At 33.8% G+C, this 24,086-nt stretch carries 23 protein-coding genes and 1 tRNA gene; 16 read left to right on the top strand and 8 right to left on the bottom strand.

What is annotated here, in order from left to right; all coding sequences use genetic code 11:
* Positions 1-72: 72 nt before the first annotated feature.
* From LSO06_RS01180 to LSO06_RS01145, 8 genes are all read left to right on the top strand, one after another.
* Positions 73-2,079, top strand: coding sequence for a tetratricopeptide repeat protein (locus LSO06_RS01180; RefSeq protein WP_231760854.1), 2,007 nt, complete (start codon positions 73-75; stop codon positions 2,077-2,079).
* A 32-nt stretch (positions 2,080-2,111) separates the two neighbouring features.
* Entirely contained in the window at positions 2,112-3,218 is a 1,107-nt protein-coding gene (ychF, locus tag LSO06_RS01175) for a redox-regulated ATPase YchF (RefSeq protein WP_231760267.1), read from the top strand.
* A 14-nt stretch (positions 3,219-3,232) separates the two neighbouring features.
* Positions 3,233-4,069 carry a hypothetical protein gene (locus LSO06_RS01170; RefSeq protein ID WP_231760266.1) on the top strand — a complete coding sequence of 279 codons (837 nt, stop codon included), beginning with the start codon at positions 3,233-3,235 and terminating at the stop codon, positions 4,067-4,069.
* Between the two features lie 70 nt (positions 4,070-4,139).
* The gene (gene rpsT / locus LSO06_RS01165; RefSeq protein WP_231760265.1) at positions 4,140-4,397 is read left to right on the top strand and encodes a 30S ribosomal protein S20; all 258 of its coding nucleotides are present in this window, start codon (positions 4,140-4,142) and stop codon (positions 4,395-4,397) included.
* An 11-nt stretch (positions 4,398-4,408) separates the two neighbouring features.
* On the top strand, positions 4,409-4,738 hold the full coding sequence (locus LSO06_RS01160) for an HU family DNA-binding protein (protein WP_231760264.1): 330 nt from the start codon (positions 4,409-4,411) through the stop codon (positions 4,736-4,738).
* Positions 4,738-5,145, top strand: a complete 408-nt coding sequence (locus LSO06_RS01155) for a bactofilin family protein (protein WP_231760263.1) — start codon at positions 4,738-4,740, stop codon at positions 5,143-5,145. The genes LSO06_RS01160 and LSO06_RS01155 overlap by 1 nt, the downstream gene beginning before the upstream one ends.
* 87 nt (positions 5,146-5,232) lie before the next feature.
* Positions 5,233-6,774 (top strand): transcription termination factor Rho, encoded by a 1,542-nt coding sequence (gene rho, locus LSO06_RS01150; protein ID WP_231760262.1) that lies wholly within the window; start codon positions 5,233-5,235, stop codon positions 6,772-6,774.
* 59 nt (positions 6,775-6,833) lie between these two features.
* Complete coding sequence (locus tag LSO06_RS01145) at positions 6,834-7,079, top strand: type B 50S ribosomal protein L31 (protein WP_231760261.1); 246 nt, start codon at positions 6,834-6,836, stop codon at positions 7,077-7,079.
* 26 nt (positions 7,080-7,105) lie between these two features.
* On the opposite strand, the gene LSO06_RS01140 is transcribed toward LSO06_RS01145, so the two are convergent.
* Complete coding sequence (locus LSO06_RS01140) at positions 7,106-10,027, bottom strand: insulinase family protein (protein WP_231760260.1); 2,922 nt, start codon at positions 10,025-10,027, stop codon at positions 7,106-7,108.
* Entirely contained in the window at positions 10,024-10,743 is a 720-nt protein-coding gene (locus LSO06_RS01135; protein WP_231760259.1) for a hypothetical protein, read from the bottom strand. The genes LSO06_RS01140 and LSO06_RS01135 overlap by 4 nt, the downstream gene beginning before the upstream one ends.
* Positions 10,744-10,892: 149 nt before the next feature.
* Between LSO06_RS01135 and serS the strand changes: the two genes are divergently transcribed.
* The gene (gene serS, locus LSO06_RS01130) at positions 10,893-12,167 is read left to right on the top strand and encodes a serine--tRNA ligase (RefSeq protein ID WP_231760258.1); all 1,275 of its coding nucleotides are present in this window, start codon (positions 10,893-10,895) and stop codon (positions 12,165-12,167) included.
* On the opposite strand, the gene dusA is transcribed toward serS, so the two are convergent.
* The gene (dusA, locus tag LSO06_RS01125) at positions 12,157-13,164 is read right to left on the bottom strand and encodes a tRNA dihydrouridine(20/20a) synthase DusA (RefSeq protein ID WP_231760257.1); all 1,008 of its coding nucleotides are present in this window, start codon (positions 13,162-13,164) and stop codon (positions 12,157-12,159) included. The genes serS and dusA overlap by 11 nt on opposite strands.
* A 69-nt stretch (positions 13,165-13,233) precedes the next feature.
* On the opposite strand from dusA, the gene LSO06_RS01120 reads away from it, so the two are divergent.
* The 5 genes from LSO06_RS01120 (at position 13,234) to LSO06_RS01100 (ending at position 18,533) form a co-directional block, all read left to right on the top strand.
* The gene (locus LSO06_RS01120) at positions 13,234-13,923 is read left to right on the top strand and encodes an SIMPL domain-containing protein (protein ID WP_231760256.1); all 690 of its coding nucleotides are present in this window, start codon (positions 13,234-13,236) and stop codon (positions 13,921-13,923) included.
* A gap of 23 nt (positions 13,924-13,946) precedes the next feature.
* Positions 13,947-14,648 (top strand): 6-phosphogluconolactonase, encoded by a 702-nt coding sequence (locus LSO06_RS01115; protein WP_231760853.1) that lies wholly within the window; start codon positions 13,947-13,949, stop codon positions 14,646-14,648.
* Positions 14,635-15,852, top strand: a complete 1,218-nt coding sequence (locus LSO06_RS01110) for a flagellar motor switch protein FliG (RefSeq protein WP_231760255.1) — start codon at positions 14,635-14,637, stop codon at positions 15,850-15,852. The genes LSO06_RS01115 and LSO06_RS01110 overlap by 14 nt, the downstream gene beginning before the upstream one ends.
* Positions 15,852-17,633, top strand: a complete 1,782-nt coding sequence (locus LSO06_RS01105) for an alanine--tRNA ligase (protein WP_231760254.1) — start codon at positions 15,852-15,854, stop codon at positions 17,631-17,633. The genes LSO06_RS01110 and LSO06_RS01105 overlap by 1 nt, the downstream gene beginning before the upstream one ends.
* A 78-nt stretch (positions 17,634-17,711) precedes the next feature.
* Positions 17,712-18,533 carry a ZIP family metal transporter gene (locus tag LSO06_RS01100; RefSeq protein ID WP_231760253.1) on the top strand — a complete coding sequence of 274 codons (822 nt, stop codon included), beginning with the start codon at positions 17,712-17,714 and terminating at the stop codon, positions 18,531-18,533.
* 1 nt (position 18,534) lies between these two features.
* On the opposite strand, the gene pstB is transcribed toward LSO06_RS01100, so the two are convergent.
* The 4 genes from pstB to LSO06_RS01080 all read right to left on the bottom strand — a co-directional run bounded on the left by pstB (position 18,535) and on the right by LSO06_RS01080 (position 22,680).
* Entirely contained in the window at positions 18,535-19,299 is a 765-nt protein-coding gene (gene pstB / locus LSO06_RS01095) for a phosphate ABC transporter ATP-binding protein PstB (protein WP_231760252.1), read from the bottom strand.
* The gene (pstA, locus tag LSO06_RS01090) at positions 19,300-20,781 is read right to left on the bottom strand and encodes a phosphate ABC transporter permease PstA (protein WP_370639792.1); all 1,482 of its coding nucleotides are present in this window, start codon (positions 20,779-20,781) and stop codon (positions 19,300-19,302) included.
* Between the two features lie 56 nt (positions 20,782-20,837).
* Positions 20,838-21,746 carry a phosphate ABC transporter permease subunit PstC gene (gene pstC, locus LSO06_RS01085; protein WP_231760250.1) on the bottom strand — a complete coding sequence of 303 codons (909 nt, stop codon included), beginning with the start codon at positions 21,744-21,746 and terminating at the stop codon, positions 20,838-20,840.
* 88 nt (positions 21,747-21,834) lie between these two features.
* Complete coding sequence (locus LSO06_RS01080; protein ID WP_231760249.1) at positions 21,835-22,680, bottom strand: substrate-binding domain-containing protein; 846 nt, start codon at positions 22,678-22,680, stop codon at positions 21,835-21,837.
* A 122-nt stretch (positions 22,681-22,802) separates the two neighbouring features.
* On the opposite strand from LSO06_RS01080, the gene efp reads away from it, so the two are divergent.
* Complete coding sequence (gene efp, locus LSO06_RS01075; RefSeq protein ID WP_231760248.1) at positions 22,803-23,381, top strand: elongation factor P; 579 nt, start codon at positions 22,803-22,805, stop codon at positions 23,379-23,381.
* A complete protein-coding gene (locus LSO06_RS01070) occupies positions 23,359-24,012 on the top strand; it encodes a hypothetical protein (RefSeq protein WP_231760247.1) in 654 nt (217 codons plus the stop codon). The genes efp and LSO06_RS01070 overlap by 23 nt, the downstream gene beginning before the upstream one ends.
* Here the strand turns inward: LSO06_RS01070 and LSO06_RS01065 are convergent.
* Positions 24,013-24,086: transfer RNA gene (locus tag LSO06_RS01065), tRNA-Ile, on the bottom strand. It abuts the gene before it with no gap.

The following is a 24,086-nucleotide window of genomic DNA, read 5'->3' as shown; positions in this document are numbered from 1 at the left end:
ATAGTATAATATATAGCATGCAATGCATAATAGCTTTAAGTTTAAATAGTATTGCCTAGGTAAAAGAGAATGATGTTGTTTTTGAATGTGGTTGTTTTGTTTATTGGGAATGCGTTCGTTTTAAATTCTCAGGGAATAGTTACAAATAAAGATGCTCAGGAAGAGTTTAAGTGGGCTCTTACTTCCTATAATAACGGACTTTATGATGATGCCTTGTTATCCCTTAAAAAGGTTTTAAGTTTTGATCCGAATAATCCCGATTATCATTTTTGGACGGGTAATGTTTATTATAGATTGGGGTATATTGAAGAAGCTTTGATGGAATGGAGAAATTTGGAGGCCCAGGGGTACAAGGCTGCTTATCTTAGGCAGTTAGTCTCTACAATCGAGCAAAGAAGGGGTGTATTTTTGGATCACGAGCTTGGCGTTGAAAGACTTATTAGGGTAGCCTCTCTTGACAACTCTATTTATGGGAGGCCGCATGGTTATCAGATTACGTCTTTAAGAGCAGATCAATATGGTGGATACTACGCTGTTAACTTTGTAGGGAATGAAATACTTCATTTTGATGCGAACAATAACATTGGTATTTTGGTTAAGGATGGTGTTAATTATTTAAAGTCTCCTTATGATTTAGTTGAACTTAATGGGTTGCTTTACGTTACTCTTTACTCAAGAGATGAGATTGGTATATATGACAAAACGATAGGGGTTAAGAGGGGTTCTATTGGAAAGAAGGGAACAGGGGTTGGAGAGTTGCTTGCTCCCCAGTATATGGCTATTGATAATAGAAATTATATTTATGTAAGTGAGTGGGGAAATAAGCGAATAAGTAAATTTGATGCTGAGGGTAATTTTATTCTACATTTTGGTGCCAAGACAGTGGGTTTTATGGGACTTTTAGGACCTACGGGTGTTACATATCTAGGCGGGAATATTTACGTTGCCGATGCACTTAAGGGTTCTATTGAGGTTTTCGATACCAGTGGTAATCATTTGTACACTGCTCAAACCTCCATTGAAGGCATAGAGGGACTCAGCAATGATATTGTGGGTAACAATATCATTATATCTTCAAAATATGGTGTTTATAAATATGATGTTTCAGGCAAGATGTTTGCAAAGCTTTTAAAAGCAGATAGAATCGATTCAAAAATTTCATCTTCAATTATTGATGTCAACAATCAAATTATTGTTTCGGATTTCAATAATGCTAAAATTTCGATTTATAAAAGTGATGTTAGTATCTACGATAGCCTAAATGTTGATGTGAGACGAGTAATTAGAGATGGGAATTCTAAGATTTATGTTGAACTTAATGTCAGCAGTAGAAATGGATTACCGGTTGTAGGTCTTAAGAGTGAAAATTTTGCGATTGCTAATGAAGAGTACTACATTGTGAGCCCTAAAGTTTCTTATGATGTTAATATTTCTAGTAAAATGGATATTGCAGTTGTGTTTGATAAGTCTTCGGGTATGAAGAATTATGAAGCAGAGCAGATTATGGGTATAAATGCTCTTATAAAGGACAAAAGGGATAAGAAATTTAGCTTTGTAAATGCAACAAGTGTGCCCTTAATAGATAATATTGATAGCTTGTTAAGTACCATTAATAAAGCAAATTCCCTTGGGTCTTATGATTCAACTTATGTAAAGACAGATGTTAGCTTAAAGCTAGCGGGTTCTGAACTTATGACAAGGAGCGCAAAAAGGGCTGTTCTTTATTTTAATAATGGAGCTTTAGGTCATTCTGCTTTTGATACATATTCTGTGGGTACCATTTTAAATTATTATAAAAATAATGATATTAGATTTTATTTGATATTGTTTGGGAATAATCCCATTGATCCTAAATTGCAATATTTGGTGGATGAAACTGGAGGAGCTGTGGTTCCTTTTTCATCTTATGAAGGAGTGACTAGGGTTTGCGATTTGATGGTGAAGCAGAGGACGGGAACTTATTTGCTTGAATACAATTATCCAGGTACCCAGGAGCCTAGTGGATATTTAAATTTGGCGGTCGAGGTCAATTTTAATCAGCAGACAGGTAGGGGAGAATTTGCATATTTTGTTAATTAGATTTTGAGTTGTCTTTTTTAGGAGTTTTGTTTATGTCACTTAATGTAGGGATAGTAGGGTTGCCTAATGTGGGCAAGTCTACCTTGTTTTCGTCGTTAACTTCATCAAAAACGGGAGTAGCTAATTACCCTTTTTGTACTATTGAGCCGAATATAGGCATGGTGTCAATACCTGATGAGAGACTTGAAAAAATTGTAAATTTGATTATTCCTGAAAAAACAGTGCCGGCTGTAATGGAGTTTGTTGATATTGCGGGTCTTGTTAGGGGAGCTTCTAGAGGTGAGGGGCTTGGTAATAAGTTTTTAGCTAATATTCGTGAAGTTTCTATTATTGTGCATGTTGTTAGATGTTTTGAAGATAGAGAAATTATTCATGTTGATGGTGATATAGATCCGGGAAGAGATATAGGCACAATTAATACGGAGCTTTGTCTTGCAGATCTTGCTACTGTGCAAAAGAGTATTTTAAAAAATGAAAGGAACACGAAGAGTGCTGATAAGAAAGTTAGCGAGGACTCAAAGAAGGTTGTTTTGATGCTTAAGAGACTTGAAAAGCATCTTATGGATGTTAGGCCAGCAGGTGAGTTTGTATTTGATGAGTTTGAAAATGAGTACATTAAATCTTTAAATCTTTTGACCATCAAGAAGGTTATATATGTATGTAATGTTGATGAAAATTCTCTTTGTGGTAATAAATATACAGATATTGTAAAGGATATTGCTTTAAGAGAAAGAAATGATTATTTGATTCTGTGTGCAAAGATTGAAGCTGAGCTTACTGAAATTGATGATTTGGATTCTAGAAAAGAAATGCTTGATTCTCTTGGAATAGAGGATAGTGGATTGAACAATTTAATAAGGAAAACTTATTATACCCTAGGCCTTAGGACCTATTTTACTGCTGGGGCGCAAGAGGTTAGAGCTTGGACTTTTGTTAATGGAATGAAAGCTCCAGAAGCTGCAGGTATAATACACAGTGATTTTCAGAGGGGTTTCATTAAAGCAGAAGTGTATTCATTTGATGATTTGGTTGAATTTCGGAATATTCAAAATTTAAAGGAGAAGGGAAAGATTAGGCTTGAGGGAAGAGACTATTTAGTAAGGGATGGTGATATAATTTTCTTTAAATTTAATGTTTAAATAATGTTGTCAATATGGGTGGATCGTCCTTTTATGTAAGAAGATTAGTTTTTATTTTTGTGTTAAATGTTGGGTTTTCTGTTTTTTATATTTCTTTTTATGCAGATATGTTTGGCATTTTTGTATTTTGTTTAATATTAGTAAATGTTTTTGTAATTATTTCTTACTTGAGGTACCACTACGACATTGAGTTTAAAAATGATGATATCTTGTATAAGAATTTATATTCCAAGGTTAATTTTGATTTTGGTGATATTCTGTGGGTCAAGAAGAGATTATTAGATAATATGTTAATTTTGGGATTAAGTAATGGACAGAAAGTAAAACTTTGTTTTTTAAGAAAGGAATATTTGGTTGATTTTTTTACGAAACTTAAAAGTACAAGAAATGATTTGTTTGTTGTAAAAGCACAAGAATTGCCGATGAGATATTATATATCTGGTGTTTATGTGGTGATTCTATTATCTAAAATTTTAATTAGCCTCTTTATCTATTATATTTCGTTTAGTAACATAATGATATTTCTGTTTATTTTTTTCATTGACATTAAGGGGTTACTAAGGGATATTTTAGGCATAAAGGATTTAGTTATTTTTTATGAATTCAGAGAAAGTTCTGTTTGTCAGAGGAAGGTGTTTTATAGTAAAAAATATTTTTATAAATTTTTCCACGATGTATGCCTTAGTAATGCTGGTGGGTTAAATACGAATGATTATTTATCTTTTATTTATGGTGATGATAGTAAAAATAGGAAACAACTTAGCAGGGTGTTTATTAGCGAAAAAGGTATGTCTTATTCTATGCAAGGTTCTTTTGCGTATGTTTACAAGTATTGTATCAATACAACTTAATTCGTAGATTGACTATATTTTGATTAGTTGGTATATTTACTACTACATTGGCTGTATTAAGGAGTTTAATTTGGGAAACAATCCATCGGCATTAAAGAGGGTGCGGCAAAATTTGAAGAGGAATTTGAGAAATTCAGGTGTTAGGAGTGAGTTAAGAACGGTAGAGAAGCGTTGTGTTGGTATGTTGAGGGAGGGGAGGCGCGAGGAGGCTTTGGAATTTTTTAGGTTTGTTTCAAAGAAATTAGACACTGCTGCTAGGAAGGGAATTATTCATAGGAATAAAGCTGCCCGTAAGAAGTCGAGTTTGAGTGTTTTGCTTTTAAGATAAGGAAATGGTTTATGTCTTTTTCAGGAAGAACCAAGATCACTAAGTCGGATATTGTTGATCTGATAGATTTAAATATTAAGAATAATGGTGGTAAGATAGAAAAAAAGTGTATAAAGCTTGTGGTTGATACTTTTTTTGAAGAGCTTAAGAATAGGCTTTGTCTTAATAATGTTGTGGAGTTTAGATCTTTTGGTACGTTTGAGGTGAGGAAGAGGAAGGGGAGGCAGAATGCTCGCAATCCTCAGACCGGGGAATATGTTAGGGTTGACGATCACCATGTGGCTTATTTTCGTCCAGGGAAAGACTTGAAAGAGCGAGTTTGGGGATTAAGGGATAGTTGATGTCTCCTGATGTTAGAAATGATTACAAGTGGGATTGCAGGCTGGATGCAAGTTTGATTTTTAGGGGGAAGTTGAAGTTCGAGGGTGCCCTGTACCTTGACTCGTCTTTTGAGGGTGAGATATTTTCAGAAAGAGGGGTACTTTTTATAGGGAGAAACGGTAAGGTTATTACTGACGTGGTGACTTGTGATACTTTGATCGTTGAAGGGATTTTGAAGGGGAATGTGAGTGCCGGCAGTAAGGTTTATTTAAATAGCGGTTGTAAGATATACGGTGATATTAAGACAAGAAAAATATTTATTAATGATAATATAGTTTTTGATGGTAAGTGTGAAATGGTTAAGTCTAATGAGAGCGTAGATTTGTTTGCTTTTACGGTTTCACAGATAAAAGATACTTTTCAGTGAAATAGCATTATTATGTTTTTTTAATTAATTGTTTAGATGTTTCTTTTTAAGAGGCCCTTCTTAAAAGTTTGTCTCATAGAGGAGATTATGGATAAAAAATTTGAGGAATTTGATTTAGAGGATGAAATGAAGCGTTTGAATTCTTCTAGAGAATTAAAAATTGAAGATAGTTCTAGAAAGAAGATAGTTAAGGTTGTGGCTAAAAAGGAGGCTTGTGGTGCGTCTAAAAAAGCTGATAATGATCGATTGAGGATAGTCAACGGGGTGCCTTCGGATTTTGATTACGATATGTCTAATCCTGACTTGGAAAGCAGTATTAAAGATCTTGAGCAGGGTAACATTGTTAATTTCTTAGGAGGTAAGGATAGCACAACTATTAATACTCTTTATGATAAGCCGATTACCGAGGTTAGGAAAGTTGTCGAAGGTCTTGGGACTAATCATACTATTGCGGTAACAATGAAGAAGACAGAGTTAATATTTTTACTTGTTAAGATATTAACGGAACATAATATTGGTGTTTTATTTACAGGGGTGCTTGATGTTTTAAGTGATGGGTATGGTTTTTTGCGTACAGCATCTAATTCTTATCTCTCAGGTGGCAATGACGTTTATGTCTCACCTTCTCAGATTAGGCTTTTTAACCTAAGGACAGGTGATATTTTGTATGGACAGATTAGGTCTCCCAGAGATGGGGAGAGATTTTTTGCCATGATCAAGATTAAGAGTATTAATGACCAAGATCCTACGTTTGCACAAAATAGAATACCTTTTGATAATTTAACGCCCTTGTACCCCAGTTCAAAGTTAGATCTTGAGTATGAGAATTGTAATATCTCTACGAGACTTATTAATCTTTTTGCTCCCATTGGAAAAGGACAGAGGGCTTTAATAGTTTCACCTCCAAAGGCTGGCAAAACTACTTTGCTTCAAAAAATAGCTAACGCAATAACTACTAACTATCCAGATATTATTTTGATGATTTTACTTATTGATGAGAGGCCGGAAGAGGTTACTGACATGATTCGTAGTGTTAGGGGCGAGGTAATTGCATCTAATTTTGATGAGCAAGCTAGTAGACATGTACAGGTCGCAGAGATGGTGATTGAGAAGGCAAAAAGGCTTGTTGAGAATAAGAAAGACGTTGTCATTCTTTTGGATTCTATTACACGACTTGCAAGGGCTTATAATCAGACCATGCCAACTTCTGGTAAGATACTTTCTGGGGGGGTTGATTCTAATGCTTTGCATAAGCCAAAGAGGTTTTTTGGTTCTGCTAGGAATATTGAAGAGGGGGGGAGTCTTACCATTATAGCTACGGCTTTAGTTGATACTGGGAGTAGGATGGATGAGGTTATTTTTGAGGAATTTAAAAGTACTGGTAACATGGAGTTAATCCTTGATAGAAGTTTGGCAGACAGGAGGCTTTTCCCTGCTATTAATATTAAGAAATCAGGTACGAGAAAGGAAGAGTTGCTTTTAAATGAGGAAGAGCGTTCTAAAATTTTGCTCATCAGAAAGATTTTAGGGGGTGTTGATGATTACGAAGGAGTGGAGGCTTTGGTTGAAAAGATGAAAAAAAGTAAAAATAATGAAATCTTTTTAAAGACCATGAGTAATGGAGATTAATAAAAATTGACTTTGTTTTAAATTTAAACTAAACTTAGTTGGGTTAGTAGAGAGGTTTTATGAAGAAGAATATACATCCTAGGGGTAATTTGGTGGTGTTTAGGGATGGGTCTAACGATGCTATGTTTTTAGCTAGGTCCACTTTAACTTCAAGGGAGACGGTTAAGTATAGCGATGGTAGGGAGTACCCTTTGATCACTGTTGAGATTACGAGCAAGTCGCACCCTTTTTACACGGGGCAGCAAAAATTTGTTGACGCTGCGGGTAGGATTGATAGATTTAACAAGAAATATAAAAAAGCTTAGGCGTGTTTTATATTTCTTGTACACGTTTAGTATATCTTTTTTATTTTGTATCTAGTCCCGATTAGTCCTTCCAGTTTTTCCTTCTCGTTTTCGTAGGTTTCGTTATTAACGAGCGATGTCATGCTGTTCTTCTGCCTTAGTTGGCTCAATACTTGTTCAGATATGTTCTTGATGTCTTTGACTGTTACTTTGAAGTAAGAGTTTCTGATATTTTGTCTCAGATCGTCATCAATGTTTAATAGCTTTCTTTTGTAACTTTCAAGTACTTCTCTAGATTTTGTTTTTACATTGGTGCTGAGTCCGATTACTCCTACTAAGTAAGTGTAGAGATCTTCGTTCTTCATTTTATTGTTATTAGCTAATTCTTCTAATGATTTTTCAAATGCCTGATACGTCTTTACAAAGTTTGGATCTCTATATGATGCGAAAGAAAATATTCCGTTTGTAATAGACGCAAACGTTCCATACGCTCCACCCATAACCCTTATTTTTTCCCAAAAAATCCCACTTTTTAATATGTGAGCTAGGAAGCTTATTTTTGGATAATTTTCGTTTGTGATTTTATAGCTTATGAAGCTCATGCAATTAAAAGATATTTTTGATGGAATAATAATTATTTCTTTTAGTGGTTTATCGACCAAGCGTATTGTATTTAAGGTATTTGTGTATATTTTTTCAATTAAACTTTCTTTCAGTATAAATAATTCACTTTCCAAAGCTTTAATCACATCGCTTGTATCCCCCATAACCAGAGAAAAAAAATTATTTTTTAAAATTATTTTATTTTTTACTTTTTCTAAATTACTGGCAAGTTCTTTCAGAGATTCTGCATCTGTTTTAATTTTCTGCCAAAACTCTCTTCCCGTAACTCCTAATTGGAGTTCTCTTAAGTAGTTGTTCAAGCTTAGCTTTGATTCTGATCGTGTTGTTGCAAAAGTATGCCCTTTAGGGATTAAAATCGATTTAAAATCATTCTTAAGACTTAACACCACCTCTTTCAACCTATCGTAATCATTAAAATTTATATTAGTTAAAATTTCCCTGATCAGTTCAAATGATTCTTTAATGTTGTTATTAAATGATTTAAAGTTTATGTTAAGCAAATTTACAATATTTCCATCAATGTCTTCATCATAACTTTCGTATATGTTTAACTGTCCCAGAGTATTTTGAATTTTATTATTTAGATCCACATAAGAATAATTTTTAGTAGACAAATCTTGAATAGCTCTTCTGAACAAAGATAGAAGTATAAAATCTTCTTTTTCTAGAAAATCTAATCTAAAAAATAGATATACATTAAAAATGTTGTTGTTATTTTTTAATTCAAATGTATGTGTCTTAAGTTCGGGGATTTCGTTAAGATCTAAGCTTTTATCAACTTCTTTTGGTAAATCTTCTATTCTAAGCATAGGAAGTTTACTAATGTCAGACTTAATGTCTCCTTTTTTTTGGTAATCCTTAAATTGGTTATAGTCTTTAGTAAATTCTGCAAGTTTTTCGGGATCTTTCTTAATTTTGATCTCTCTATTCATTAATTTCTCTTCTATTTTTTCTTCCATTTCCTTAAGAGTGTGATCAGAAGGCGTGAAGTTGATTAATGTGTAATGGTTGTTATTTATCAGGTATTTCTCCATTAGGTATTCAAAATAAAGTTCTCCCTTTTCTAGTTTGCTTTTAATTTCATCCAAATGACAATTAATTTTTAAAGTGTCAGATGGATGCATGGAATGCATCCATCCCCTAAGACTTTTGATCATTAATGATACAGCTAGTCCTTGTCCTTTTTCCTCTTTTAATGCAAATTCGTAACCGAATAAGACACCCTGTATTAATTCTTTTGGAATCTTTACCTTAACAAGATCTTTAAGTTCTTTGAAAACCATATTTTTAAATTCTTCCACTTTTCCTGGAATTACATTTTGTAATCCAAACGAGAATATACATTCTCTGATGTCTGTGTTGATGCCGCTAATGTCATCTATGCTATCTCCAATTTTGCTCCTTAACATATTTATAGTAAATTGACAAGAGTCGTCTAGAAGAATTTCTGATAAAATTTCAAGACCAACGCTTTCTCTTATATCCTGAATATCAGCACATAACCAATTGATTGCATATACTCCTAGTGTACTTTCATTTTCTTTTGGAATGCAATAACTTAGTGTCTTGCCCTGTTTCCATCTTTCTGCTTTGTCTATGTGATAGGTAACATTTGATTTCTCTTTTTTGTATGGTCTTATTATATATTTTTCAATAAAATTGAAGTTTTTATCAGTTTCTATATTCCCAAATAAAAATATTTTACAATTATTGAGTGTATAGTGTCTTTCATAAAATTGAATAAATCCTTCATATGTAAGGTCTATAATGTCTACTGGATTGCCTCCAGAGTCGTATTTATAGGCTCCTTCACAAAATAAAGAGTTAGTACAGATTTCATTAATCAAAGAATTTTTACTAGAATAAATGCCTTTCATTTCGTTTAAAACAATTCCAGACAACTTAAAGTGATTAGGATTAATGTTATACCCTTCTTGCATAAAAGCTTCTTTTTTAAGTAATGGATTAAAAACAGCGTCAGCATATACCTTAAATAAGTTAAAATAGTCTTTTTCTACTGTAGAAGCTGCTGGGTACAGGGTTTTATCTGGAAATGTCATTGCATTTAAAAAAGTATTTAAGCTTCCTTTCATTAAATGAAGAAAAGGATCTTTTATTCTGTATTTACCTGAACCGCAAAAAATTGCGTGTTCCAATATATGGGCAACCCCAGTATTATCTAGAGGAATTGTCTTGAATGCAATACCAAAGGCATTTTCTTTAAATGAGTTGCTTTTAAGTTCAAATACTTCTATACCACTTTCATGCTGAAAATAATAACCCTCAGCACCGTACTCTTCTAGATAGGTTTTTGAGATTAATTCGAATTTTTTTTTTCTCTTCATTTTTGATCGATTTTATCCTTAATATATTTTGATATTTCCTTTTCATTAAATTCGAATATATTATTTGTATCTTCTTTTTCATCCAAATTGAATACATAAGCGGGCAATTTTATTACTAGACTTTTATTCTTAAAATAAATCACGGCTTGCTGTAAATCGAAAAGCAAATCGTTTGATTGGACTCTTTCCTGAATTTTACTCATAAAGAAAGGAAAGGCGCTCTCCACTTCAATAATTTCATCTATGTTCTGTATGTAATCTCCGTTGTCGTTAATATAGTAGCTTCTATAGTTTGTAATGGATATGTCCTTTATGTCTTGAGTTGCAGATATTATTACTGTATATATGTTGTATCCATGGTAGATTTCATAATCTAGCTTTAAACTCGGCTTTTTATGGTCTTGCCCGGAATTGTACACAATGCCTTCTAAATTTTTAACAACTTCGTTTGCATAATTTTGAACATCGTCGTTGAACTCTTGAATGCCACCGACCGATTCTGATTTACCTATCACCTTAGGTAGTCTAATTTGGTATTTAAATAATTCGGAGTTCTCTTCTGCGGAAATCGATGTAATAATTAATTCATCGGTTTGACTGTAGCTTGTACTAATACTACCAAAATCGATGTCTTTATTTTTCTTTGTACAACCTATAAAAATTACCAACAAAGACACCAACACTAATTTTTTTTTTACCGTTAATAATTCGAGCATAAACCAACCTCCCGCTGCAAAGGCAACCCACTATTATTCTCAAGTTATTATATAATAATTCTTGTGCTAATTAATATAGATCGATTTAAATTTTATTTTGCTTTAATTAGCGGATTAACTTTAGTTAAATTTATTGTGGGAGTTCCCTAATGCTTGATTTGAAGTTTATAAGAGATAATATGGATCTTGTTCGTAAAAATATTAAAGATAAAGGTCTACAATTAGATATTGACATTCTAGTTGTTCTTGATGATGAACGCAAGAAGCTTGTTACTAGAATAAGTGAGCTTAGTGCTGTTAGGAATGAAAATGCCAATTCCATGAAAGGAGCGGTTGATGATACGCATAGGCAGTCTTTGGTAGAAAGCGGGAGAGCTTTAAAGGCAGAAATTACGGCTTTAGAAGAAAAATTAGAACATATAACGGCGAAGCTTTTAGTTGAGCACAAAAAGATTCCAAACATGGCTGCTCCCGATGCACCTGTTGGCGGTAGTGAAGACGGAAATGTTTTAATGAAAACTTCGGGGGCTATTCCAGAGTTTAGTTTCAAGCCAAAGGATCATTTAGAAATTGGAGACAATTTGGGCCTTTTTGATTTTGAAAGAGCTCGTGAAGTAAGTGGCAATAAGTTTTATTATCTTAAAAATGAGGGTGTTTTGTTGGAGCTTGCATTGATTAATTTTGCTTTAAATAAACTTAAGCTTAAGGGTTTTGATTTATTTATCACACCAGATGTTGCAAGAGAATTTATAGTTGATGGAATTGGATTTAATCCTCGTGGGAGTGAAAGTAATATTTACAAGATTGAGAATACGGATAAATATCTTATTGGTACAGCTGAGATTACTCTAGGAGGATATTACCATGACACGATACTTGATCTTAAGTCTCCAATAAAAATGGCAGGACTTTCACATTGTTTTAGAAAAGAAGCAGGAGCAGCTGGACAATTCTCTAGGGGTCTTTATAGGGTACATCAATTTAGTAAGGTCGAAATGTTTTGTTTATGTAGAAGGGAAGAGTCTGATCGTATTCATAATGAATTTTTGGAACTAGAAGAGGAAATTTTTAGTGAGCTTGAGATTCCATACAGAGTTTTAAATGTGTGTACTTTTGACCTTGGAGCGCCAGCTTATAAAAAGTATGATATTGAGGCTTGGATGCCGGGTAGGGGAGAAAAGGGAGAATATGGTGAGGTTACTTCAACTTCAAACTGTACAGATTATCAGGCAAGGCGCCTTAGGATTAGATATAGGGAGGATGGGCAAAATAAGTTTGTGCACATGGTAAATGGAACAGCAATAGCTTCAACAAGAGCCATTATTGCTATCATTGAAAATTTTCAAGACGAAAAAGGGGGTGTTAGAATCCCTAAGAATTTGATTAAATACACGGGATTTGATTATATAGCATCTAAGAATTAGAACTAAGGATGTTATCTTTTAAGTTTTCAATTGCTTTCAGTAGTATTTCATGGTTTTTAAGGTTTTTAGGAAAGGGGGCTGTTAGGGCTTGCCTGAATTTACAAGCACCTTCTTTAGCAAACATTATTCCCATTATGTGTTTTAGAACAGTGCTGATTGAGAAACACTCATTATACTCTTTAATGTATTCTGTCATTTGTAATAGCAGGTCTGCTCTTGTTGGGATCTCTTCCTTTTCTTCTAAGAATTCTCTTGAAGCTGTGGCAATAAAGTAAGGATTTTCTGCTGCGGCTCTTCCAATCATTACGGAGTCTACGTGCAATAGATGTTCTCTGATATGCTTGTTGTTGTTAATGCCTCCATTTGCTTCAATAAATAAATTTTTATGTTCCTGTTTTAATTTGTAAACAAATTCGTGCCTAAGTCTTGGAATATTTCTATTATTTTTAGGGGAGTATCCATTTAATATGGCTAACCGTGCATGTACAATGAAATTTTTGATTTCAAATGTTGTAATTTTGTCTACAAATTGTTTAAGTTCTGTGTAGGTTTCTTCGCAATAGTTTTTTTCATGGTCCCTTATTCCTATTCTGTTTTTAATTGAGACTGGCTTGTTTGTGTTCTTTTTCATTGCCTGCAAGATTTTTCCCACTTGAGTTGGATTTTTCATTAAACAGGCTCCGTAATTAGCATTTTGGACTCGAGAAGAAGGACAGCCAATGTTAAGATTATATTCATCAAAATTAAATTTGTTTTCAAGAATTTCTATTGCTTTAGCAGCATCATTTTCACAGTTTGTTGCTATCTGAAGCGCAACTGGAGAATCCGTAGGCGTTTGTTTGATAACCTTGTTTAAGTTACCCATTGTAATTGACTTTGCAGAAATCATGGGGGTATATAGGGTAACTTTTTTCGACAACAATCTTATTAGATATCGAAAATGTTCATCTGTAACATCCACCATGGGTGCTATTGATATTTTTCGTTTTATTAACATTGCATAATATGTTAAAATAAATTCCTTGATTTAACAATTTGTTTTTCTTAAGAGCTAGGAGGTGGTGTAATGTCGGGACGGGTGTTGGTTTTGTTGTCGTCATTGGCTTTTTTGTTGTCATCATTAATCTTGTCTAATGGTATAAGAAATATTGGAATTAAGAATGAAAATTACATTACTGTTAAGGGCTTAAGTGAAAGAGAAGTTATATCAAATTCTTCAAGTTGGAATCTACAGTACGAATTAGTTGGTAATACTGTGGATGAAATTAATAGGTTGAATAATGCAAATTTAATGGCAGTAAAAGAATTTTTCGTTGGGTACGGATTTAATGAAAGTGACATAAAGATCGGATCTATGAACTTTAATATTGGAAACTATCAAGGAACTCTTTACAAGTATAGCGCATATGCTTCTTTAAATGTTTATACTAATGATGTTGATAAGATGGAACAGGCAAGTCATAATATCATTGAACTTTACAATAAGGGAGTGCTCTTAACTAGTAATTTTGGGCCAAGTTATTATTTTGACAAAATTAATGACGTTAAGCCTGAAATGCTAGCAGATTCCATTAAGAACGCCAAATTGGCAGCCTTGGAGTTTGCAAAGAATTCGGGTGCTACTTTGGGGAAAATTAAAAATGCAAGTCAAGGGTACTTTGAGTTTCTTCCAATTGATAGAAGTATGGGAAGCCATGAGCTTTATTTAAGGAAGATGTTAAGAGTTGTTACCACAGTTTCTTATTACTTGGACTAGGAAGGTTGATTAAAGGAAGGATGATGGAATTTTTATATTCTAATAAAGAAAGTGATTTAGGTAGAAGATTTTTTGACTTTTTTTTAAGTAGCGTTAGTCAGGATGATTTTACTAGCATTGGGGTTTGTGGTGGACGCAATATTATTTCTTTTTTAAATATTTTTAACGAGGGTAACTATGCACTTAAGAAGTCTCATTTTTTCTTAGTAGATGAAAGGTGCGTTGATCTGAGTAGTGACGATAGTAATTTTAGGCTTTTAAGCGAAGGGTTTTTTTTGAAAATGATAGGAAAAAATTTAATTCACAGTTCTAATCTACATCCGTTTATTTATAATGAGTTCGATGAAGTCTCTTCTATCCATAATTATAACATTGAGTTCAATACTAGGTTTACAAGATTAGATCTAATCATTTTGTCTGTTGGTGAAGATGGGCATATTGCTTCACTTTTCCCATCAAGAAAGCTTTTGTTTTCTGAGATGGAAGGATATCAGTATGAATATGATGCTCCAAAGCCTCCAGTTAAAAGAATGAGTTTAACTCCTAAGTCTTTAAGATTGGCTAAGTCTTGTGTTTTGCTCTTTATGGGCGAGGAGAAGAGGGGCGCTTTGGAAAATTTTTTAAATACAGAGATTTCTTTAAAGGATTGTCCGGCCAAGATTTTTGATGGATGTTCTCGTTTATTAGTTCTTACAAATATTGAGGGGGTCTATGCAGGATCCTAGACTTTCTAAGTATCAGAATGCGAAAAATTTAGGAACCAAAACTCTTGGCGCCACTGGCAGAGGAAATTTGAGTGGCAAAAGTTCTGATGAAGAGAAGCAAGGTTCGATGCTGAAGTCTTGGATTAATCTTGTTAGGAAAGGTAAGAGTGCATCTGTGGGCAAACAGGGGTCTCTTAAGGGGGGAGCTCAAAGACTTGGATTTATTCGTAAAGAGGGTAAGGTTACAAAGATAGCAAAGTATTTTCTAGCTATTGGTCTTGAGAAATCTTCAGAGATTATGTGTGAGCTTGATGATGCTCACATAATCTCTATTACCGAAGAAATTGCCAAGATTAAGTATATTACTCCTAGTGATAAGAAGCGTATTATCGAGGAATTTGAAGAGCTGGTCAGGCATGAGAGCAGATGTTTAAAGATTGATAGTAAATTTACTTATGAGCTGTTGAATAAGTCTTTAAGTAAGTCAAAAGCAAAGGAGATTTATAAAAGAGTTACAGGAGTGGATCCTTTTGTGCCTTTCAGTTATTTATCTGGTGTTGAGCATGAACAGCTTTGGGCTTTAATTAGGGATGAGAATGTGAAAACCCTTCTTATAGTATACAACTACTTGGCTAGAGAACAGAAAAAGTATGTTTTTTCTATGCTAGAAGAGGACATTAAGAAACAATTTATTAAAGAACTTGCTAAGCCAAGGCAATTTAATGTGGATATGGTTGAGATTATTTCTGATAGACTGAAGAGTAGGTTTGAGATGCAGGGGAAGCTTAAGACTGAGAAATTAGATGGGTCTAGGATATTGGTTGACATTTTAAGCTACATGGACTCTGAGGATGAGAAGAATCTTTTAAATAATATTGATATGAAGGCCTTTAATCCATTAAAAGATAGTGAGATTAAGGAGAAGATATTTGATATTGATATAATACTACGTATTTCAGATAATGATATGCATAATATTTTAAGGGAATTTACAGACAATAATATTGCTATCCTTATTAAGGATAAGAGTGATGAGATTAGAGATAAGATTCTTTTAAACGTCTCAAGGAGGCGTAAAGAAATTATTTTAGAAGAAGAGTCTTTTTTAAGAAGAGTAAAGAGAAAGGATATTAGGCAAATGACTACATCCTTTCTCGATTATGTTAAGGAGTTGACCTTAAAGGGTGCACTAATAATATATAGAAAGAACGAGGAGTTTGTTTAGTGGAACTTGATGAGCTACGCAGAAAGTATATAGAGTTTTTCAAGAGTAAGGGGCATTTTGAGATATCGGGTAAATCTTTAATACCCGACAATGATTCTACTGTACTTTTTAATACAGCAGGTATGCAACCTCTTGTTCCTTATCTTCTTGGAGAAATACATCCATCTGGAGATATGTTAGTCGATGTTCAGAAATGTTTAAGAACGGGAGATATTGATGAGGTTGGAGATTTTAGTCATTTAACTTTTTTTGAGATGCTTGGGAATTGGTCTCTTGGTAGTTATTTTAAAGAACTTTCTGTGAAGTATAGTTTTGAATTTTTAACCTCGCCTAGCTATCTAAATATACCAAAAAATAAACTTTATGTTAGCGTTTTTGAGGGTGATGATGCCGTTCCACGAGATACAGAGACGGCAAGTGTTTGGGAGAGTCTTGGAATTCCTAGTGATAGGATATTTTATCTATCAAGGGAGCATAATTTTTGGGGGCCTGTTGGGAATGTGGGGCCTTGTGGTCCAGATACTGAAATATTTGTTGATACGGGAATAGATAAATGTTGCATTAACTGTGATATTGCGTGTGGTTGTGGTAAATATTTCGAAATTTGGAACAACGTTTTTATGCAATACAGGAAAAATGAAGATGGTAGTTATGAAGAACTGACTCGAAAGTGTGTTGATACGGGCATGGGAGTTGAGAGGACTATTACATTTTTGCAAGGGAAATCTTCAGTTTATGACACAGAGGCTTTTAGACCTATAATAGAAGGAATTGAGAAAGTATCTGGAAGAGTTTATGGACAAAATTTGGCAGACGATAGGGCTATTCGAATAATTGCAGATCATATTAAGGCAAGTTGTTTTATTCTAGCTGATAATTTTGCAGTTCTCCCTTCTAACGTAGGACAAGGATATGTTTTAAGAAGAATTATTAGAAGAGCTATTAGATATGCAAAAAAGCTTGGTATAGAGTCTCATTTTTTAGCAAATCTTGTTGATTCTGTTGAGCAAATTTATAAATTTTTTTATAAAGAAATAATGGAAAAGAAGGATTTTATTAAGAATGAGCTTGATAAGGAAGAGGAAAAATTTTTTAAAACCCTGCGGCAGGGTGAGCAAGAATTTATTAAACTGATTCAAAAATTATCGTTGAGGGAGATTCCTGGTGAGTTTTCTTTTAAGCTTTACGATACTTATGGATTTCCTTTTGAAATAACAGAGGAACTTGCATCTGAACACGGGTTTAGTGTAGATAGATTAGGATTTGAAGAACATTTTAGAAAGCATCAAGAGGTTTCTAAGAAGGGAGGTGATAGGGTTTTTAGGGGGGGACTTGCTGATTGTACATATGAAACCACTAAGTTACACACAGCCACTCATTTGCTGCATAAGGCGCTTCAATTGGTATTGGGTGAGCATGTAAGGCAGAGGGGAAGTAATATTACGGCAGAAAGACTGAGATTTGATTTTAGTCATCCTCACAAAATGACGGATGATGAGATAAAAAGGGTCGAGGATATGGTCAACTTACAAATAAAGAATGCATTGTCTGTGAAAAAATCTATAATGAGCTTGGATGATGCTGTAGCCAGAGGCGCTATGGCTCTTTTTGGTGAAAAATATGACGATATTGTGAGTGTTTATGAGATAGATGGCTTTTCAATTGAAGTTTGTGGTGGTCCTCATGTTAAGAATACTAGTGAGCTTGGTACTTTTAAAATACAAAAAGAACAGGCTTCTTCTTCAGGTATAAGAAGAATAAGGGCAGGTTTAACTGACTGATGGACAGTAATTTTGCTTCTTTAATTAATAAACAATAATTGATCAATTGATAATTAATGAAATTTAGGAGGATATTTTATGTTTGAGCATTTTGGGGAATATCTATTGACTTTGCATCCTGTTTTATTGGGGTTTCTAGGATCCACTTTTACTTGGTTTACTACAGCTTTTGGAGCAGCAGCTGTCTTTTTTTTCAGAAGAGTAAATAATAAAATAATGGACGCTATGCTTGGATTTTCAGCAGGTATTATGATTGCTGCTAGTTTTTTTTCACTTATTCAACCTGCAATAGAGAGAGCGGAAGAGCTTGGTTATGTTACATGGATGCCTGCGGTTTTTGGATTTCTTTTAGGCGCCTTTTTTATATATACTGTGGATGTATTTGTGCCGGATCTTGATAAGCTTACATTTATTGATGAAGATTTAACAAGACACGGAAAAAAGGACTTTTTACTTTTTACGGCTGTTACTCTACATAATTTCCCGGAAGGACTTGCTGTTGGTGTCGCATTTGGGGCTTTAGTTGCTACTCCTGATATACATACCTTGGTTGGTGCTATGATTCTTACGTTAGGAATTGGTATTCAAAATATGCCGGAAGGTGCAGCTATTTCTTTGCCCTTAAGACGAGGAAATGTTCCTCTATGGAAATGTTTTAATTATGGACAGATGTCAGGTTTGGTAGAAATTTTTGGAGGTATTTTAGGTGCTTATGCCGTTTATACTTTTACCAGAATTTTGCCCTTTGCCTTATCTTTTTCTGCAGGAGCAATGATTTATGTCTCAATTGAACAGTTAATACCTGAATCTAAAAGAAAAGATATTGACAGTAAGGTGCCAACCATATTTGGAATCATTGGATTTACTTTAATGATGTTCCTTGATGTTTCTTTGGGTTAATTTAGCCAAACTTACCAGTGATATATTCTTCGGTCTTAATGTTTTTAGGATTGAAGAATAATTCATCTGTTGGGCTTTCTTCTTCAATGTATCCATTAAGGAAGAATGCGGTTTGGTCAGATATCCTTCCAGCTTGCTGCATATTATGAGTAACTATTATAATAGTGTAGCTTTCCTTTAAATTAATTATTAACTCTTCAATTTTTCCCGTCGATATTGGGTCAAGAGCGGAAGTGGGTTCATCCATCAGTATGACATTTGGCTCAATGGCAAGAGTTCTTGCAATGCAGAGTCTTTGTTGCTGTCCTCCTGAAAGACTTAGTGCATTTCTGTTAAGTTTATCTTTTACTTCATTCCAAAGAGCAGATTTTATTAAAGATTTTTCAACAACCTCATCTAGTTTTTTTTTGTCTTTAATGCCATGAATTTTGGGTCCATAACTTATATTGTCATAAACAGACATTAAAAATGGATTAGGAGTTTGGAATACCATTCCAATTTTTCTTCTAAGTTCAAGAACATCAAAATTATTTGAGTAAATGCTTTTACCCTCATAAAGTACCTTCCCTTCTATTTTAACGCCTTCCACAAGATCATTCATTCTGTTAAGCGTTCTGAGAAATGTTGACTTTCCACAGCCCGATGGACCTATTAAGGCTGTGATGTTATTTCTCAGTATAGATATATTAATATTACTTAATGCCTTAAAGTCCGTATAAAATAAGCTCAAGTTTTCTGTTTGAATGATTGCGTTGTCTTTGTTCATTTATTTAATCCTATATAGTCTACCAATTAGAAATTTTGATATCAAGTTTATTAAGAGCACCATTATGATAAGTATTGATGCTGTTCCAAACCCCTTGTCTAGGTGTCCTTCTTGAAATAGTAACAATAAGTGTACGGTTAAACTTCTTGCAGGTTCATCTAAAGCGCCTGCAAGGCCTAAATTTGTTCCCATTGTAAATAAAAGCACTGCTGTTTCTCCAAGTGCTCGACCTATTGCAAGAACTACTCCCGTTAAAATGCCCGGACTAGCAGCGGGTAGTAAAATTTTAACTATAGTTTCTGTTTTGTTTGCTCCCAGAGCAAACGAAGCGTATTTATATGATTTGGGGATTGACTTAAATGCTTCTTCGGTTGTTTTAATAATCATTGGTAGTATCATCAAAGAGCTTGTCATGGCTCCAGAAAAGACCCCCATCCCAAAAATTGGAACAAAAAACATGAGTCCAAAGAGCCCGAAGATGATTGCAGGAATCGAGGACAAAATGTCAACACTCATAGATATTGTTTTATAGAATATTTTATTTGAAGTGTATTCTGCAAGCAGTATTCCTGTACCAATTCCTATCGAAATTGAGATTATGGCCGTTAATAATATCACATAAAAGGTATTAACGATTAAATAAGAAATACCTCCATATGCACCAGAATTTCTTGGGGTGGATAATATGAAATTTAAATTTAAGGGCATACTCTTTTTTATGTAGTATAGCTTGAGAAAGGGAGCATGGCTTTTATAGAAAGAATGCCAGGGTACAATGGCAACCGTACCCTCTTTTTCTTCTACTTCCCTTATTGCATTCTGATTATAAGCTGAGTATTTTATAACATTTGAGTCAATATTTTTAAGTATTAAGTCATTCCAAGTTTTTTTCCCTTTGAGTAATTTTTCAGCCATTTCTAGGCACAACGTGTTGACAATTTCATTTTCGCCTCTTTGTAGTGTTTTCTTGCCTACCAAAATAGACATAGATTTAATTTTTATGGATTTAATCTCTGGATATTTCTTAAAATTTAATTTTTCAAGGTCTTCTTTTGTTAGAAACCCAATAGCACCCGAAGTTTCATTGACGGTTCGTATCATTTCTTCATTAGATTCTTCAACTCTTATATATCTGTTGTTAAATTTGTTATTCTGTGTAAAAATTTTCAGTATAACTTTTCCGGATAGATTTGACTCTGAACTTGCAATTGGTGCTGTGTCTATGACTTGATCAGAGATGCTTCCCCAATGTGAGATCTTATTATTGTATATGTCATGGATGTCTTTGGTAGTAAGTTCATCTATTTTAATGCTTTTATTTATAATAAAGGCAATTTTGACTGTCTTGCCCTTAAACGCTAAAGGTAGGAAATGGCTTGATTCACTTAAAAACAATGTTTGTTTTTTAACAGAAAAAAATAACGAATTGTATAATATATAAGATATTAAGAAGAACAATAATGCTATTAAAGAGTAAGAGATTAATTTTATTATGGAAAATGAAATTTTGTTTAACAGTTTGTTTATTTGAACTGTATTCACTTGATTTTTAGCCTTTTAGATGAAGAGAGAATAAAGTATTTAATTGAGTTTATAATTATTACTGATAGTAACAAAACCAAGGCTGTTGAAAATAAGGCTTCTCTGTGGGTACCAGAAGCATATCCCATGTCTATTGCAATGTTTATCGTAAGAGTTCTAATAGGCGAGAATATATTTTTTATAAATAAAGGCGAACCACCACCGACCATTAAAACTGCAATTGTTTCACCAATAGCTCTACCAATGGCCAGTATTACTCCTGCTAGAATTCCTCTTCCAGCGGACGGAATCATTACTTTATATGTTGTTTGCCAGTCTGTTGCAGCTAGTGCAAGAGATGCCAGTTTATACGATTTTGGAACCGCTTTAAGTGATGTGTAAGAGACACTAATTATTGTAGGAAGTATCATGATGCTTAAAACTATAGTTGAGCTTATTAGATTGTACCCTAAGTTGTCTTCTCTTTTGAATGTGTTCTTTATGAAAGTGGATATAAACGTACTTCCGAAAAAACCATACACTACGCTTGGAATACCCGCTAGCAATTCCACTATGGTTTGTAGTACCTTTTGATAAACTCCTCTAGCTTTTTCAAAAAGATAAATCGCAAATCCAAGACCAATTGGTAGTGCAATAAGGACAGAAAAAAGCGTCGTTAATGCTGAATTTATAATAAACGACAGTATTCCATAAGACTTTTGTATATTGCTGGTAGGATCCCAGTCAGTGCTAAATAAAAAATTGGAAATCTTAATTCTATTGTGAAGGAAAGGCGCTATTCCGTTGCTAACAACAAATAAAATTAATAGTAATATTGACAAAGCACTAATTGCTGCGGATGCAAAAACAAAGCAGTTAAACCCCAGACTAACAACACTTCTTCTAGTTTTTAAATTCAACGCCATTTCCTACAAGAATCTCTCTATAGAATTTCAATAGAAACTCCCTTTCTGGCTAAATCTCTTTAAGAAAAAGGGAGTTTCCTAGGCATTATCATTTGGGGGTTGTAACCCCAATGAAACCTTGTTCTTCAATGATATCTTGGCCTCCCGGACCTAGAATAAATTCAATAAAGTCGAGCATGTTCTCATTTTCAGAAACGTCAGTTGTGATTGCAACTAAGCTTCTCTTTATATTGTATTTGTTCTGTATTATTGTTTCCTTTGTAGGGTATACAGTATTTATCGAAAGCGCGCTCAACCCCTTCTCCATAGAGTTTCTTGCGTATCCAAAGCTAATATAACCAATCGAGTGTGGAGTAAGACTTGCTTTCTCAATCACTTCTCCATTAGATTTTACCACAATGCCATCTTGCCTAAATTGAGCCTCTTCGGGATTTTTAAATATTTTTTCAAGAACTAGGTTTTTAACAGATGAATATGACCCGGATGATGAATCTCGGTTTATGAAATTAATCCTAGCATCAGGACCCCCAATTTGTTTCCAGTTTGTAATACTCCCATTGAGTATCCTTGCTAAATCGGATTCTGCAATATTTGTAATCTTAACATCAGGGCTTGTGATAAATATTAAAGCATCATAAGCAATAACAGTCACTTTAGCTCCCCTAGCCACCTCTTCCTCGGTAGCATCTCTTGATGAGACTGCCATCTTGTAAATACCATCAAACAATCCCTTAATTCCGACACTACTTCCCTGAGCATCATAAGTTATTTTAAGTTGATCGTTTATTTTTCTATAGCTCAATATCATCTCATCCATAACAGAAGTAGCAGTGGTAGACCCACCAACAGGGATGACATTTTCGCTGCCCTTAGTTGTACAGCCGACAAACGAAAAGAATAATGAAACAATAAAGAGTACTCTGATATTTATCATTAAACTCACTCCTTTTACGACTATATATAATATCATTAATTTTAGATAAGTCAATTAAATAGTAAATATTTTAATTTTTTGATATAAATTACTATACAAGTCGTAAATTGATGGGGTATTAGATGGGTGCAATTAAGTCTGGAAAGATTGAAAAGGGTAGTTTTTTGCTTTTAAAAGGCGTACCACATGTTGTCCTTGAGCGAGAATTTTCTAAAACAGGTAGAGGAGGGGCTATTGTAAAATTGAAACTTAAAAACTTAAAAAATAAATCTGTTGTTAAGGAAGCTTTAAAGGGGGCAGATACAGCGGAAGAAATTGAGGTTTTGGAGGTAAAATCTCAGTATCTTTACAGAGAGGGTGAAGATTTTATTTTTATGGATTTGGAAACTTATGATCAGTTTAGTGTCAATTTAAGAGAGGTTTCAAATCTCGAGGATAAGGTTTTGTTTTTACAAGAAGCAGAAGTTTATTCTCTTGTTAAGTGGGAAGATGAAGTTATTGATATTAAGTTGCCTCCTAAAATTGCATTTGAGGTTGTTGATGCTGAGGTTGCTGTTAAGAGCGATACTGTAACTAATGCAATGAAGAATGTAACTCTTCACACGGGTTTTGTAGTAAAAGCTCCTATTTTTATTAATGTTGGAGATAAGATCTTAGTTAATTCTGAAACAAAAGAATATGCTGAAAGAGTTAAAGAATAAAATATTCCTGTTGGGTTTTGTTATTTTCTGTTCTTGTGAGATAAGCTACCCTGAGATAAGAGAACTGGATTACGTAATTAATTATTATTTCACCAAGGATAGTGTCGATTATGTTATGTCTTTTGATTTTGCTATTAGAGTTTTAAATGCTAAGGATATCACTAAATTTGTTATTGAAAATGTAGATAGTAAAGAATTTATCGAGGTCTCCAAGAATAGGTATTCTTCTCTCTTCGTTGAATCTATTTTGGGTAAAGATATCCTTTATTGTAAAGATTTAATGTTTAATGTTTCTGATAAGACTTTTGAAAGTTTTGTGGCCCAAGTACATCTTTTCGATACTGGTATGAGAGTATATGGAAAAGACATTGTCATAAATTTAAGTTTATCAAGTGAAGAATTAGCCTTAATTCGCAGTTACGTATATGAATCCAAAAATACGGCAAAATTGAACGAGATCAGCGGCAATAAGTTGTACTTTATTAAAACACCCAAGGATGAGATTAAATTCTCAGATCTGGTTACCAAGATCGAATACATGGGCGACATCCAAGTGGATGACAACCTAGATAACTACATAGGACTCTACTACATAGGAAAGAACTCTAATCTGTTCTTTAAACTAAACTAATGGGCCCACCAGGACTTGAACCTGGGACCTACCGATTATGAGTCGGGCGCTCTAACCAACTGAGCTATGGGCCC

Origin of the sequence: Borrelia sp. RT5S, assembly GCF_021165755.1 — a bacterium.
Lineage (GTDB): Bacteria > Spirochaetota > Spirochaetia > Borreliales > Borreliaceae > Borrelia.
Note: the sequence above shows the minus strand (reverse complement) of the source record. Positions and strands in the feature narration are given on the sequence as shown.